The organism is Kitasatospora gansuensis, assembly GCF_014203705.1.
Taxonomy (GTDB): Bacteria; Actinomycetota; Actinomycetes; order Streptomycetales; family Streptomycetaceae; genus Kitasatospora; species Kitasatospora gansuensis.
On sequence record NZ_JACHJR010000001.1, the window covers coordinates 494,160 to 507,813 of the forward strand.

Consider the following 13,654-nt stretch of genomic DNA (forward strand, 5'->3'; position numbering starts at 1 on the left):
CGCCGTCCCTGGCAGGAGTCTCCCAGGGCGCGCAGCGTGCGGCCGGGGTTCAGCCCAAAGTCATACTGCTCAGCGTGTCCGCGAGCAGGCGCGGCGAGGGCCGACGTCGTCGCCGCGCAGTCCACCAGGTACTCCAGCGGCACTGTGCCCGGCAGCGAGCCGCGGAAGTGACCCCGGCACAACATCTGCTCAACTGTTCGACTGCCAGCCAGGTTGTGACCGGCGGGAGTGGGCAGGGATGACCACCCGTGGCAAGCGGTTTCCCTGGAGGTCATCGGTGCGGATAGCTGTCGCTCACAACCTGAGGTCGTCCGAGGGACCGGATCAGCGGGGGTTCACCTCCCGGCAGGAGCTCGACGACCTGCTGGCCTCGGTGGCCAGCCTCGGGCACTCCGTCGAAGCCCTCGAAGTGTCCGGAGCGCTCGCCGAGGTGGCCGGCGTTCTCGGAGCCAACCGTCCCGACCTGGTGTTCAACCTGGCCGAAGGCTGGAGCGGCCCGTGGCGGCAGTCGGCTTTCCCGGAACTGTACGAGGAGCTGGGCCTGCCCTACACCGGCTCGGGCCCCGGCGCGCTGGCGCTCGCCCTGGACAAGCACCGCACCAAAGTCACCCTGCGTCAGGCCGGCCTGCCGACCCCGCCCTCGGTGTTCCTGACCCCGGGCGCGGCGACGACGGAGCTGAGCGGTCTGCCGTATCCCGTCATCGTCAAACCGAACTTCGAGTCCTGCTCGAAGGGCATCACGGTCAACTCCCTTGCCCACACGCCGGAGGAGGCCGCCACGCTGGCCGCGGCCCTGCTCGTCGAGTACCCGGACGGGGTCATCGCCGAGGAGTACGTACCCGGCCGGGACATCACCGTCCCGTACCTGGCCGCAGCCGGCGGGCCCCTCCCCGTCGCGGAGACCACCATGCCCACCACCGCCGCCGCGGGCGGCACCTTCGACTACGACCTCAAGCAGGACCCGACCCGCTGGCAACACCTCAAAGTCCCGGCCCCGGTACCCGACGACATCGCCCGCCGGGCCCGCCACCTGACCGGACTGGCCGTCGACGCCCTCGGCCTGCGGGACATGGCCCGAGCCGACTTCCGCCTCGCCCCGGACGGCGGCCTCCACCTCCTGGAAGTCAACGGACTCCCCGGACTCCCCCGCGACGGCGCCACCCACCGAGCCTCCGTGGTGGCGGGCCTCGCCGCCGACAACGGCATGGCCGCCGCCATCATCGCCTCAGCCCTCACCCGCTACGCCGGCTGACCGAACGTCACCGGCCTCGGCGGCGTCTCGGACGCTGGCGGGATATCGACGGCTTCGGGCGCTCGCGCCGCTGGTGCGGAGGCTCCCCCTGCCAGCAAGATCGGATCGTCGTCATCCCCAGCCGGCCCACCGAGAGGCAGTCCGTACGTGATCACCGTGCACCTGAAGTACGAGATCGACCCCGACAAGCTGGCGGACTTCGAGGAGTACGGGCGCCGCTGGGTCAAGCTGGTCGACCGCTTCGGCGGCAACCACCACGGCTACTTCCTCCCGAGCGAGGGGGACAGCGACATCGCCTACGCGCTCTTCTCCTTCGGCAGCCTCGCCGAGTACGAGCAGTACCGCACCGCCAGCTTCACCGACCCCGAGTGCATGGCAGCCTTCGAACTCGCCCGGACCACCGGGTGCATCAGGCGCTACGAACGTCGTTTCCTGAAGCCCCTCGACACCGGCAAGTGACCGACGCCCTGCTGCTGCGGGGGCGTGCGGACTGACCTTCCGTCACCGCCCCGGCAGCGGGGAAGGGATGGAGCTCGCGATTCTGGACAGCCCGGGCCGGGGCGTCGACAATCTGACCATGACCGCTCCAGAGTTCCGCACCGCCCAGCTGGCGGCCAGGCCGTCGCAGGCCGACCGCGACCAGGTGCTGGACGTGCTCCGGGAGGGTGTCGGCAACGGGCAGCTCTCGCACGACACGTTCGTGCGGCGGATGGAACTGGTCCTCACCGCCAGGAGCCGGGCCGAACTGGCCACGGTGGTGGCCGACCTGCACTCGTACGGGCGGTTCGCCCGGGCGCTGCTGCGCGGGGTGGCCTGGCTGTCGGCGTTCAAGGTCCGGCTGGCGCGGACCTGGGAGACGGAGCAGCTGCCCGGTCTGCGACTGCCGGGCCCGGGTGCCGGGCGGCTGGTGATCGGCCGGCAGACCGGCTCGGGCCTTCGGCTCGGTGACGCCTCGGTGTCGCGCTTCCACGCGGAGCTGCGACGGGAGCCGGAGGGCTGGGTGCTCCAGGACCTCGGCTCCAGCAACGGGACGTACGTCAACGGGCTGCGGGTGGCGGGCGCCGTACTGGTGCGGGCCGGCGACCAGGTACGGTTCGGACGGCTGGCCTTCCAGCTGGTCTCGGACTGACGGAAGCTGTCCTTTGAGAATGGCGACGAACCGCGAGCACCCCACCGGATTCACACCGTGGCCTGACACCGCACCGGTCCACAGCGATCTCCTCGCGGTGAAAGCCCTCGTCTACGACCCGTGCGGGTTCACCTGCTCGCAGCCGGTCCCCGAAGCCGAGAGTGCCGCATACGCCGCCCACTCCTTCACCCTTGACGGACTGTCCATCCGGTTCCGCGCAGCCAAGACGACCCCTACCAAGGTCGGCCAGTTCGTCACCGTATGGAAGAGGTCCCCGGGCGGTCCCATCCAGCCCTTCGACGCAGCGGACCCCGTCGACCTCTTCGTCATCAGCACCCGCGACCGGCACCACCTCGGCCAGTTCGTCATTCCCATGGACGCGCTCCGCCGGCACGGTGTCGTGTCGGCAGAGGGTTCCGGCGGGAAACGCGCCTTCCGCGTCTACCCGCCCTGGGTGACCACCACCAACCGCCAAGCGGGCACGGCGCAGGCGTGGCAGCTGGACTACTTCCTGCACCTGCCCCGGGACGGGTCCATCGACTCCGCCCGCGCCCGAGGGCTCTACCGCCGGTAGGACGTCCTACCCGCGCGCGGGCTCCAGCACGAAGACGGGGATCACCCGGTCGGTCTTCAGCTGATACTCGGCGTACGGCGGATACGCGGCGACCGCGCGCTCCCACCACTCGGCCTTCTCGTCCCCGGTGATCTCACGGGCCGTCATGTCCTGGCGTACGGGTCCGTCCTGGAGCTCCACGTGCGGGTGGGACGTGACGTTGAAGTACCAGACCGGGTGACTTGGGGTGCCACCGTTCGAGGCCACGGCCGCGTACCGGCCCTCGTGCTCCACCCGCATCAACGGGCTCTTGCGGATCTTGCCGCTCTTCGCGCCGCGCGTCGTGAGGATGACGACGGGCAGGCCCGTGTCCCAGAGCGTCAGTCCCTGCGTGCCGCCCGAACTCTCGTACAGCTCGACCTGATCGCGCACCCACTGCACCGGATTCGGCTCGTACTCGCCCTCAAGAGGCATCGCGTTCACCCCGTCGTCGCGTCATGAAGTGTGGTGCCTCCCACGCCGCCCGGAGACACCTCCCAGCTGAAGCACCCTATCGGTGCCACCCGCGTGTTCGCGTCGGACGCGCGGTGGCCGTTCGGTGGCCTCACAGGAACATGCCGAGGCTGTCGGACCGGCAAGCCCGGTCCGACAGCAGCCGGTGTCAGGCAAGTGCGGCTCCGCCGTCGAGGGTGAGCACCGTGCCGGTCGCGTAGCCGTTGCTCAGGAGGTAGAGGTAGGCCGCCGCGGCCTCCTCGGGGTTGCCGACGCGCTGCACGGGGAGGCCGCTGCCGTGCGCTTGGAGGAAGGCCTCCGGGTCGGGCACGGTGCTGTCCCAGAGCTCGGTGCGGATCGCGCCGAGGCGGACCGCGTTGACTCGCAGGGGGGCGAGTTCGAGGGCCAGGGCTCGCGTCAGGCCCTCGACGGCTGCGGTGACGCTTGCGCCGAGGGAGGCTCCGGGGGCGGGCCGGGTGGCGAAGGCGCCGGAGGTGAAGGTGATCGAGCCGCCGGGACGGAGCTTCGGCGTCGCGTACTTCGCGGCGAGCAGGGCACCCCAGAAGCGGCGCTCGAAGAACGCTCGGGACTCCTCGGCGGTGAGGTCGGCGAGCGGCTTCAGCAGCAGGGACTCGCCCGCCGTGTAGACGAGGTGGTCGAACTCGCCGATCCGGTCGAAGAAGGCGGCGAGCGCGGCGTCGTCGGCGACGTCCAGCACGATGCCTTCGGCCGGGCCGCCGAGCTTCTTCACTGCCAGGTCGACCCGGCCCTGGTTGCTGGAGGCGACGACCACGTTCGAGCCATGAGCCGCTGCGGCCTGCGCAACGGCGAATCCGATGCCGGAGGTACCACCTATGACGACGACACGCTGGGTGTCCGCTGTGTTGTTCATGGGGAGGACGCTACGTGTCGCGAACGAGACACTGAATAGCCTGAAGTCTTGATTCCCTGTCTGATCGTCTCGCTATCAGCACGCTAGGGTGAACGCATGGACATACTCAGCGACACGCTCGCGGCCCTGCGCACCGGGCGTCCGTCCGTTGTCCGGACCGACGCGCGGGCGCCGTGGGGTGTGCGCTTCCAGCCCATCGCGGGAGCCGGGTTTCACGTCGTCGTCGAAGGACACTGCTTTCTCCTGCCGGTCGGCGGCGATCCGATAGCCCTGGGGCCCGGCGACGTCGTGTTCCTGCGGCGCGGCACCGATCACGCCATCTGCGACGCGGTCGCCAGCGAGTTGGTCCCCTTCGAGCCCGACCGCGTCGACAACTCCTCGCCGATCGGGCGTTTCACCATCGACGGCAAGGGCGCTCGCAGCGTGCTGGTGTGCGGGGCCTACCACCTCGACATCGACCGGCCGCATCCGCTGCTCGGCGACCTCCCGGAGGTCATCCACCTCCCGGCCGGCCCCGGTCGCCATCCGGCGCTGCGCTCGGCGGTCGACCAGCTCTGCGCCGAGATCCAGCGGCCTCAGCCGGGTTCGGACTCCGTGGTCACGGCGCTCGTCGATCTGCTGCTTCTCTACATCCTGCGGTCCTGGTACGCCGAGTTGCCCAGGGAGCAGACGCAGGGCTGGGCCTCGGCGCTGAACGACCCGTTGATCGCCCCGGCACTGAAAGCGATCCACGACGACCCCGCGCACCCGTGGACCGTCGAATCGCTGGGGAGCCGGGCCGGGCTGTCGCGCGCCACGTTCGCCCGGCGGTTCACCACGGTGGTCGGCGAGCCGCCGCTCAGTTATCTGACGACGTGGCGGATGGCCATCGCGGCGCGGATGCTGCGCGAGACGGTCGACTCGCTGAGCGCCGTGGCCGAGCACGCCGGCTACACCTCGGAATTCGCGTTCGCGAAAGCCTTCAAGCGGCACTTCGGCACCCCGCCCGGGGCATATCGGCGAGAGCGGCGGACGGCGCCGGCCTCGCTGTCGGTCTGACTGTCTTTCAGCGCGAGGTCAGCCGCCGAGGTGCCAGAGGGTGCCGTGGCCGGCGTTGAGGGTGGCGGCCAGCACGATCAGGTCGGCGGCGCCGAGGGTCAGGCCGAGGAGGGCTCGGCCCCGGCGGCGGGTGCCGCGGGTGAGGGCGAGGGTGGCCAGGACGAGGGCGCACGGGCCGAGCACCAGGTTGAAGAAGAGCAGGCCCAGCAGACCCAGGACGAACGAGGCGACGGCCATGCCGTCCACATCGCTACGGGTGTGCGTGCGGGTGAGGGTGGCGCTGTCCATGGTGGTGACTCCTAATCCGACTCGGGATTCAGTGGCGCCGGGCGCGGGCGAGCTGCTCGCGGACGGCGAAGGCGGACAGCCAGGCGACGATGGCGCAGCAGGCGGCCGCGAAGACCGGGCCGGAGGCGTGGACGGCGGCACCGCCCAGCACTGCCAGGGCGACGAGCACGGCTAGGAGTGACATCTGCGGGGCCTCTCGGTTCGGTCGGGTCTGCGGGGTGGCGGCATTCGGCGAACACTTGGGATGACAACTGTTCGCCGACTTCTCCACTCTACGCTGGCCAAAGTCAGCAAACAGTTGTTTACTGAATGACGTGAGTCACACCCTGGGGCCCAGGCAGGCCCAGAAGCAGCAGACCCGGCGCGCCCTCCTCGACGCCGGGCTGCACCTCCTGGAGGCGCAGAACCTCAGCAGCCTCGGCGTCCGCGAGGTCACCCGCGAGGCCGGGATGTCCCCGGCGGGGTTCTACCGGCACTTCCGCGACATGGCCGACCTGGGCGTGACGCTGGTCGAGGAGTCCCTGGCCAGCCTGCACGGGATGGTGCTGGCGGTGCTGGCCGGGCCGGACGACGCCGAGGAGCTGATCGACCGCGCGGTGGACGTCGTCGCCCGGCACGTCCGCGAGCACCGCGCCCACGTCCGCTTCCTCGCCCGCGAGCGGCACGGTGGCGTACGGCCGGTGCGCGAGGCGATCGGCGCGGAGCTGGCCCGGTTCGCCGACGAGGTCGCCGCCGCGCTGGCGGAGCAGCCGGTGTCGGAGGGCTGGAGCCGGGAGGACCTGCTGATGCTGGCCGAGCTGTACGTCGAGCACCTGGTCTCGACCGCGACGGCCTTCCTGGAGGTCCCCGAGGACCACCCCGACGAACTGCGGATCAGCCTGCGGGCGCGCCGCCAGCTGCGCCTGATCAGCGTGGGCCGCCGCCACTGGCGCGACTCCTGACGGAGCGTCGGGCCCGGCATTCGGCGTCCCCGACAGCCGTCGGTCGGCTCCTCCCGACAGGGCCGATGTGCGCGATCTCTTGGCCTCGGGCTGTCGACCAGGGTAGACATGGCATATGGCCCGTAATTCCGGTCGATCCCGGGCCCCGTCGGTCCCCGAGTCCCCCGGTCGGCGCCCGCACGGCGGACGTGAACGCCCCCCGGCACCACCGCAGCGCCTCCGGGCCGCGCTCAGGACGCGCAGCGTCGCGGGCCAGGTCTTCGTCCTGCAGGTCCTGATCGTGCTCCTGCTGGTGGCGGGCGCCGGGACGCAGATGGTGATCCAGGCGCGCCAGGACACCGCGACCGAGGGCCGGAACCGCTCGCTGGCGGTGGCCGAGACCTTCGCGGCCTCGCCCGGCATCGTCGAGGCGATCCGCTCGCCCGACCCGACCGCGGTGCTCCAGCCCAGGGCCGAGGCCGCCCGGATCAAGTCCGGCGTCGACTTCGTCGTGGTGCTCAACACCGACGCGATCCGCTACACCCACCCGATGCCCGACCGGATCGGCAAGAAGTTCGTCGGCACCACCGCCCCCGCGCTCGCCGGTGAGTCGATCACCGAGGAAGTGAACGGCACCATCGGCCACCTGGTGCAGGCCGTGGTGCCGGTCACCGACAGCGGCGGCCAGGTGGTCGGCATGGTCTCGGCGGGCATCAGGACCAGCCGGATCAGCGACAGCGCGGCGAAGCACCTGCCGATCCTGCTCGGCAGCGCGGCGGCGGCCCTGGCCCTCGCCCTGGCCGGTTCCGCGCTGGTCAGCCGTCGGCTGCGGCGGCAGACGCACGGCCTCGACCCGGCCGAGATGACCCGGATGTACGAGCACCACGACGCGGTGCTGCACGCGGTCCGGGAGGGCGTCCTGATCATCGGCGGGGACGGCCGACTGCTGCTCGCCAACGACGAGGCCAGCCGCCTGCTCGCGCTGCCCGCCGCCGCCGAGGGCCGGCACCTCTCCGAGCTGGAGCTGGACCGTCCGGTGGCCGCCCTGCTGCTCCCCGGACGGACCGTCACCGACGAGGTGGTGGCCTCCGGGGGCCGGCTGCTGGCCGTCAACGTCCGCCCCACCGACCGCGACGGCGGCCCGCCCGGCCTGGTGGTGACCCTGCGCGACTCCACCGAGCTGCGGGCGCTCTCCGGCAAGGCCGACCTGGCCCGGCACCGGCTCGAGCTGCTCTACGACGCGGGCCTGGCGGTCGGCAGCACGCTGGACGTCTCGCACACCGCCCAGCAGCTGGCCGGGGCGGCCGTCCCCGGCTTCGCCGACTACGTCACGGTCGACCTCGCCGAGGCCGTCCTGCAGGGTGACGAACCCGAACCGGGGGCCCGGATGCGCCGGGCCGGGCTGAGCGGCATCGGCGACCAGGCCCCGTTCCACCCGATCGGCGCGAGCGTCCCGGTGGTGCCGGGCACGCCGCGGGCCCGCGCCCTGGCGGCCGGCCGGTCGGTGATCGAGGACGACCTGACCGAGGCCCTGAACGCCTGGCGGGAGTACGACGCGCAGCGCGTGCTGAAGGTGCGGGAGCAGGGCGTGCACGCGCTGCTCGCGGTGCCGCTGCAGGCCCGTGGCGTGGTGCTCGGCATCGCGACCTTCTGGCGCGGCGGCGAGCGGGGCCCGTTCGACGAGGAGGACCGCTCGTTCGCCGAGGAGCTGGTCGCCCGGGCGGCGGTCTCCATCGACAACGCCCGCCGGTACACCCGTGAGCACACCATGGCCGTCACCCTGCAGCGCAGCCTGCTGCCGGGCAGCCTGCCGGAACAGAACGCGCTCGACGCGGCCTACCGCTACCTCCCGGCGCACGCCGGCGTCGGCGGGGACTGGTTCGACGTCATCCCGCTGCCCGGCGCCCGGGTGGCGCTGGTGGTCGGCGACGTGGTCGGGCACGGCCTGCACGCCGCCGCCACCATGGGCCGGCTCCGCACCGCCGTGCACAACTTCTCCTCCCTCGACCTGCCGCCCGACGAACTCCTCGGCCACCTGGACGAGTTGGTCAACCGGATCGACCAGGAACAGGGCACCGACGGCCAGGCCCCGATCACCGGGGCGACCTGCCTGTACGCGATCTACGACCCGGTCTCCCGGCGCTGCTCGATGGCCCGGGCCGGCCACCTGCCGCCCGCCCTCGTCCACCCGGACGGGACGGTGGAGATCGTCGACTTCGTGGCCGGACCGCCGCTCGGCCTGGTCGGCCTGCCGTTCGAGACCGCCGAGCTGGAACTGCCGGAGGGCAGCAGCCTGGTGCTCTACACCGACGGCCTGGTCGAGCACCGCGACCGGGACATCGACCTCGGCCTGGACCTGCTGCGCTCGTCCCTGGCCCGCCCCGGCCGCAGCCCCGAACAGGTATGCGACGACGTGCTCGGCGCCCTGCTGCCCGTCAACCCCACCGACGACATCGCCCTGCTGGTGGCCCGCACCCGGGCTCTGCCGGCCGAGCGGGTCGCGGTCTGGGACGTACCGCCCGACCCGGCCGCCGTCCGTACCGTCCGGGCCCAGGTGACCGCCCAGCTCGCCGACTGGGGGCTGGAGGAGCTGGAGTTCACCACCGAGCTGATCCTCAGTGAGCTGATCACCAACGCGATCCGCTACGGCGTCCCGCCGATCCAGGTCCGGCTGCTCCACGACCGCATCCTGATCTGCGAGGTCTCCGACCGGAGCAGCACCTCGCCGCACCTGCGTTACGCGGCCAGCACCGACGAGGGCGGCCGCGGGCTCTTCCTGGTCGCCCAGTTCGCCGAACGCTGGGGCACCAGGTACACCGGCAGCGGCAAGGTCATCTGGGCCGAGCAGCGGCTGCCCTGAGCGTGCCTGGGCTGAGCCTCCACACCGAGCCGCGTGTCACCGGCGGTCACGTTCCGTTGTTGCGTACCGTCAGAGCGGTGACGAACCGCCCCTGACGAGGAGACCGGCTTCCGTGGAACGCAAGTGGTGGACCCTGCTCACCGTCTCGGTGGCGACCTTCATGCTGCTGCTCGACATCACGGTGGTCAACGTGGCACTGCCGTCGATCCGCAAGGATCTCGACGCCAGTTTCACCGACCTCCAGTGGGTGATCGACGCCTATGCCCTGACCCTGGCGGCCCTGGTGCTGGCGGCCGGCTCGCTCGCCGACCGGCTGGGGCGGCGGCGGACGTTCGCCGCCGGGCTGGCGATCTTCTCGGTCGCCTCGCTGCTCTGCGCGCTGGCGCCGAATCCGACCTTCCTCAACCTGGCCCGCGCCGTCCAGGGCGTCGGCGGCGCGGTGATGTTCGCGGTGTCGCTGGCCTTGATCGCCCAGGAGTTCCTGGCCGGGCGTGAGCGCGGCATGGCGATGGGGGTGTACGGGGCGACCATCGGCGTCGCGGTGGCGATCGGCCCGCTGGTCGGCGGGGCGCTGACCGACTCGCTCGGCTGGGAGTCGATCTTCTACCTGAACGTCCCGATCGGCGCGGGGGCGATCGTCCTCACCTACCTGAAGCTGCGGGAGAGCCGCGACCCGAACGCGACCCGGGTCGACTGGCCGGGCGTCGCCACGTTCAGCGCCGCGCTGTTCCTGCTCGTGCTGGCGCTGGTCCGCGGCAACACCGAGGGGTGGGGCAGCGCGCTGATCGTCTCGCTGTTCGCCGGTGCCGTGGTCCTGCTGGCCGCGTTCCTGGTGATCGAGCGTCGGGTCGCCGAGCCGATGCTCCCGCTGGGGCTGTTCCGGCGGCACGCGTTCACCGGCGTGCAGCTGGCCGCCTTCGCGGTGTCGAGTTCGCTGTTCGCGCTGTTCCTCTATCTGACGCTCTATCTGCAGAACTACCTCGGCCTCACCCCGTTCCAGACCGGGGTCCGCTACCTGCCGATCACACTGCTCAGCTTCTTCGTGGCGCCGGTCGCCGGTGTCCTGCTGTCCCGGGTGCACGCGCGGTTCATGCTCGCCGTCGGGCTCGCGGCCATCGGCGTCGGGCTGCTGCTGATGGGCGGGATCAAGGCGACCGACGAGTGGACCACCCTGCTCGGCGGCTTCCTGGTCGCCGGTGCCGGGGTCGGCCTGATCAACCCGGTGATCGCGGACGTGGCCGTGAGCGTGGTGCCCAAGGAGATCAGCGGCATGGCGGCCGGCATCAACGACACCTTCCGCCAGGTCGGCATCGCGGTGGGCATCGCCGTCTGGGGCGCGATCTTCGTGGCCCGTGGCACCAGCAGGATCGGCGAGCTCACGGCGGAGGTCCCCGGTCTGACCGGGGACCTCCGCCGCGAACTCGCCGAGGCCGCCTCCTCGGGCAACCTGCCGCAGGTCCTCGCCGCGATCCCCCCGCAGTCCCGCCAGCTGGTCTCGGACGCGGCCCGGGCGGGCTTCCTGACCGGCTTCAACACGGTGCTGTTCCTCGGCGCCCTGGCCAACTTCATCGGCGCCGCGCTGGCCCTGTGGCTCGTCCGGGAACGCGAGATCGAGCGCCAGCGGCCGGAGCCGGCCGCGTCCTGACCCGACCTGACCTGTCGAAGGGTCAGATCCAGCCGCGGCGGCCGCCGACCGAGTGCAGCCACTGGTGCAGGTAGTTCGCCCAGTCGGTGCCGGCCGCCTCGGCGTGCGTCACGGTGAACGAGCGGAAGGTGTCGGAGCCTTCGGTGAACAGGCCGCCGCGCTTGTCCATCTCCAGCACCACGTCCACGGCGTGCTCGTCCGCGACGAACGACAGCTCGACCTGGGTCAGCCCCGGGTACTGCGGCGCCGCGAAGAACTCGATCTCCTGGTAGAACGGCAGCCGCTGCCGGGTGTTGCGGATCTGACCGCGCTCCAGGTCCGCGCCCTTGAAGCGGAACCCGAGCTGCCCGAACGCGTCCAGGATGCCCTGCTGCACCGGCAGCGGGTGCACCGCGATCGGGTCCAGGTCACCGGCGTCGACCGCCCGGTCGATCGCCAGCTCGGTGTGCACGCCGAGCACCATGCCGCGCAGCTGCTGCCCGCCGACCGCCGTCACCGGCGTCTCGAACGGCACCTGGAAGGCGAACGGCACCGCGTGCAGCGCGCCCTCCTTCAGTTCGAACGCGCCGCCGAGGCGGTGCTGCTGGAAGCGGATGTCCTGGTGGTGCTCGCTGTCGCCGCCCTCCACCTCGACCCGGGCCTGGAGACTGAGGGTCAGCCCCTCGATGGTCTGGTCGACCTTGCCGCCCTGGATCCGGACCTCGCCGCGCAGCGTGCCACCGGGCAGCACGTTCGGGTCCGCGAGGACCGTCTCGACCGAGGCGCCCCCGGCACCGAGTCCGGCCAGCAAACGCTTGAATCCCATCGCAGTTCCTCTCATCGGCCGCATCGCCGCCGACCAGCCTAGTCCCGCGCCGAGTCCCCGCTTCGACGGGCCCGCAGCCGGTACGTCAGCCGCGTGAGCAGGAACCCGAGCAGCCAGGGCAGCAGCGTGATCAGCCCGACGTAGACCAGCAGCGTGCCCACCAGGTCCGCCACGAAGGTCTCCTCGTCCCAGGAGTCCGTCGGCAGGATCGCGTTGACCGTCACGGTCACCACCGGCACGGCGGGCAGCAGCACCGCCGTCAACCGCGCCTTCCACCCCGGCTGCCGGGCGTACCACACCCCCAGCGCGCCCATCAGGAACGGCCCGCACAGCAACCACAGCACCACCGGAACGAAGAAGACCGCGAACCACTCGTCCGAGTACCCAAACATCATCACTGCCCCCAGGACTTCGATCCCCAACTCCCGTCCGCAGCCGACGATATCGAAGACGGCCGACGGAGCTCGCGGCAATTTCCGACGGACTGCCGGAACGGGCTGCTAGAATGGGGGTGTTGGCCTTCGGTGTGCCCAGTTGGGGCGTCCGGAGGCTTTTTTCATGCCTACCCACACCCTTCCGCCCGTGACGCCCGCCGTCACCGGCTACCGTGACCTGCTCCGCAACCTCGAGTTCGCCGGACTGTACGCCGCCTTCGGCCTGACGGCTGCCGCAAGTACCCTGTCGGGCTTCGCCCTTGCGACGCTGGTCGGCCGGCAGACCGGCTCCCCCTTCCTGACCGCCGTCAGCATGTACGGCGCCACCTTCGCCGCCGTGCTCGGGGCGCTGACGCTGATGTCGGTGGCGGACGGACGGCGGCCGCGCCGGACGCTCGTCCTGCTCCAGTGCCTCTCGCTGCTGGGGGTCGCGGCGCAGGCGATCCCAGGGCTGCCGCTGGCCGGCCGGTTCGGTCTGCTGCTGGTGCTCGGGTTCTTCCAGTCGCTGGGGACGGGCACCCGGATGGGGGTGCTCGCCGAGGTGGTGCCGGCTTCCGGCTATGTGATGGCCCGTTCGCTGATGAACATCACCTCGGGCGGTACGGCGGTGCTCGGCTTCGCCCTCGGCGCCGTCCTGCTGCGCGTGCTGAGCCCGCAGCAGATCTTCCTGCCGGCCGCCCTGCTGACCGCCGCCGGACTGGTGGTGCTGGCCGCGACCGTCCGGGAGCACTCGATCCGGCTGACCCGGCGCCCGGGGCTGCGGCAGACCTGGCGCACCAACGCCGCGCTCTTCGCCGACCCCGGGAAGCGGGCCCTGCTGCTGAACCTCTGGGTGCCGAACGGCCTGGTGGTCGGCTGCGAGGCGCTGTTCCTCTCCTACGCGCCGGACCACGCGGGCGCCCTGCTGGCCGCCGGTTCGGCCGGCCTGCTGGTCGGCGACCTGACCGTCGGCCGGCTGCTCACCGCCGCCCGTCGGCAGCGCCACGCGTACGGCCTGCGGCTGCTGCTCGCCGCCCCGTACCTGCTGTTCGTGCTGCACCCGCCGGCCGTGGTCGCGGTGCTCGTGGTGTTCGCCGCGAGTGTCGGGTTCGCGGCCACCCTTCCCCTTCAGGAGCAGCTGCTCGAGCTGACGCCCGATCAGGTGCGCGGCCAGGTCCAGGGGGTCGAGTCGGCGGGCCGGATGACCTGGCAGGGGCTGGGCGCCGCGATCGCGGGCGGCGCCGCCCAGTACCTCGGTCCGGCTGTCGCGATCACCGCCGTCGCGGTGGTCTCACTCGCCGTCACCATCGCCTCCCGCCCGGCCGTGCAGCGGGCCCGCCGTTAGAGCACGGGCCCGCTGCACAACG

General features: G+C 71.8%; 15 protein-coding genes. 9 read left to right on the plus strand and 6 right to left on the minus strand.

All coding sequences use genetic code 11. The features are described from left to right. The first annotated feature begins 277 nt into the window (after positions 1–277). The 4 genes from F4556_RS02320 (at position 278) to F4556_RS02335 (ending at position 2,955) form a co-directional block, all read left to right on the plus strand. Positions 278–1,252 (plus strand): D-alanine--D-alanine ligase family protein, encoded by a 975-nt coding sequence (locus F4556_RS02320; RefSeq protein WP_184911214.1) that lies wholly within the window; start codon positions 278–280, stop codon positions 1,250–1,252. A 147-nt stretch (positions 1,253–1,399) separates the two neighbouring features. After that, entirely contained in the window at positions 1,400–1,711 is a 312-nt protein-coding gene (locus F4556_RS02325; RefSeq protein WP_184911216.1) for an NIPSNAP family protein, read from the plus strand. Positions 1,712–1,829: 118 nt separating this feature from the next. Further along, a complete protein-coding gene (locus tag F4556_RS02330; protein ID WP_184924197.1) occupies positions 1,830–2,381 on the plus strand; it encodes an FHA domain-containing protein in 552 nt (183 codons plus the stop codon). 19 nt (positions 2,382–2,400) lie between these two features. After that, the gene (locus F4556_RS02335) at positions 2,401–2,955 is read left to right on the plus strand and encodes a MepB family protein (protein WP_184911218.1); all 555 of its coding nucleotides are present in this window, start codon (positions 2,401–2,403) and stop codon (positions 2,953–2,955) included. Between the two features lie 6 nt (positions 2,956–2,961). Here the strand turns inward: F4556_RS02335 and F4556_RS02340 are convergent, their stop codons facing one another. Both F4556_RS02340 and F4556_RS02345 read right to left on the minus strand, forming a co-directional pair. Further along, positions 2,962–3,408, minus strand: coding sequence for a nitroreductase family deazaflavin-dependent oxidoreductase (locus tag F4556_RS02340; protein WP_184911220.1), 447 nt, complete (start codon positions 3,406–3,408; stop codon positions 2,962–2,964). Between the two features lie 187 nt (positions 3,409–3,595). Then, positions 3,596–4,318 carry an SDR family oxidoreductase gene (locus F4556_RS02345; RefSeq protein ID WP_184911222.1) on the minus strand — a complete coding sequence of 241 codons (723 nt, stop codon included), beginning with the start codon at positions 4,316–4,318 and terminating at the stop codon, positions 3,596–3,598. A gap of 96 nt (positions 4,319–4,414) precedes the next feature. On the opposite strand from F4556_RS02345, the gene F4556_RS02350 reads away from it, so the two are divergent. Beyond that, the gene (locus F4556_RS02350) at positions 4,415–5,356 is read left to right on the plus strand and encodes an AraC family transcriptional regulator (RefSeq protein ID WP_184911224.1); all 942 of its coding nucleotides are present in this window, start codon (positions 4,415–4,417) and stop codon (positions 5,354–5,356) included. An 18-nt stretch (positions 5,357–5,374) separates the two neighbouring features. On the opposite strand, the gene F4556_RS02355 is transcribed toward F4556_RS02350, so the two are convergent. Both F4556_RS02355 and F4556_RS02360 read right to left on the minus strand, forming a co-directional pair. Beyond that, the gene (locus F4556_RS02355; protein WP_184911226.1) at positions 5,375–5,644 is read right to left on the minus strand and encodes a hypothetical protein; all 270 of its coding nucleotides are present in this window, start codon (positions 5,642–5,644) and stop codon (positions 5,375–5,377) included. 28 nt (positions 5,645–5,672) lie between these two features. Continuing rightward, positions 5,673–5,828, minus strand: a complete 156-nt coding sequence (locus F4556_RS02360; protein ID WP_184911228.1) for a hypothetical protein — start codon at positions 5,826–5,828, stop codon at positions 5,673–5,675. Positions 5,829–5,958: 130 nt separating this feature from the next. Here F4556_RS02360 and F4556_RS02365 point away from each other — a divergent pair, with 130 nt between their 5' ends. The 3 genes from F4556_RS02365 to F4556_RS02375 all read left to right on the plus strand — a co-directional run bounded on the left by F4556_RS02365 (position 5,959) and on the right by F4556_RS02375 (position 11,069). Further along, positions 5,959–6,585 carry a TetR family transcriptional regulator gene (locus F4556_RS02365; RefSeq protein ID WP_184911230.1) on the plus strand — a complete coding sequence of 209 codons (627 nt, stop codon included), beginning with the start codon at positions 5,959–5,961 and terminating at the stop codon, positions 6,583–6,585. A gap of 115 nt (positions 6,586–6,700) precedes the next feature. Then, positions 6,701–9,424 carry a SpoIIE family protein phosphatase gene (locus tag F4556_RS02370; RefSeq protein WP_184911232.1) on the plus strand — a complete coding sequence of 908 codons (2,724 nt, stop codon included), beginning with the start codon at positions 6,701–6,703 and terminating at the stop codon, positions 9,422–9,424. Positions 9,425–9,536: 112 nt separating this feature from the next. Continuing rightward, the gene (locus F4556_RS02375) at positions 9,537–11,069 is read left to right on the plus strand and encodes an MFS transporter (protein ID WP_221503512.1); all 1,533 of its coding nucleotides are present in this window, start codon (positions 9,537–9,539) and stop codon (positions 11,067–11,069) included. Between the two features lie 22 nt (positions 11,070–11,091). Here the strand turns inward: F4556_RS02375 and F4556_RS02380 are convergent, their stop codons facing one another. Next, complete coding sequence (locus F4556_RS02380) at positions 11,092–11,874, minus strand: sporulation protein (protein ID WP_184911234.1); 783 nt, start codon at positions 11,872–11,874, stop codon at positions 11,092–11,094. A 38-nt stretch (positions 11,875–11,912) separates the two neighbouring features. Beyond that, positions 11,913–12,269: a hypothetical protein gene (locus tag F4556_RS02385; RefSeq protein ID WP_184911236.1), complete on the minus strand. Its 357-nt coding sequence runs from the start codon at positions 12,267–12,269 to the stop codon at positions 11,913–11,915. A gap of 163 nt (positions 12,270–12,432) precedes the next feature. Between F4556_RS02385 and F4556_RS02390 the strand changes: the two genes are divergently transcribed. Beyond that, positions 12,433–13,632: an MFS transporter gene (locus tag F4556_RS02390; RefSeq protein WP_184911238.1), complete on the plus strand. Its 1,200-nt coding sequence runs from the start codon at positions 12,433–12,435 to the stop codon at positions 13,630–13,632. The last annotated feature ends 22 nt before the right edge of the window (positions 13,633–13,654 follow it).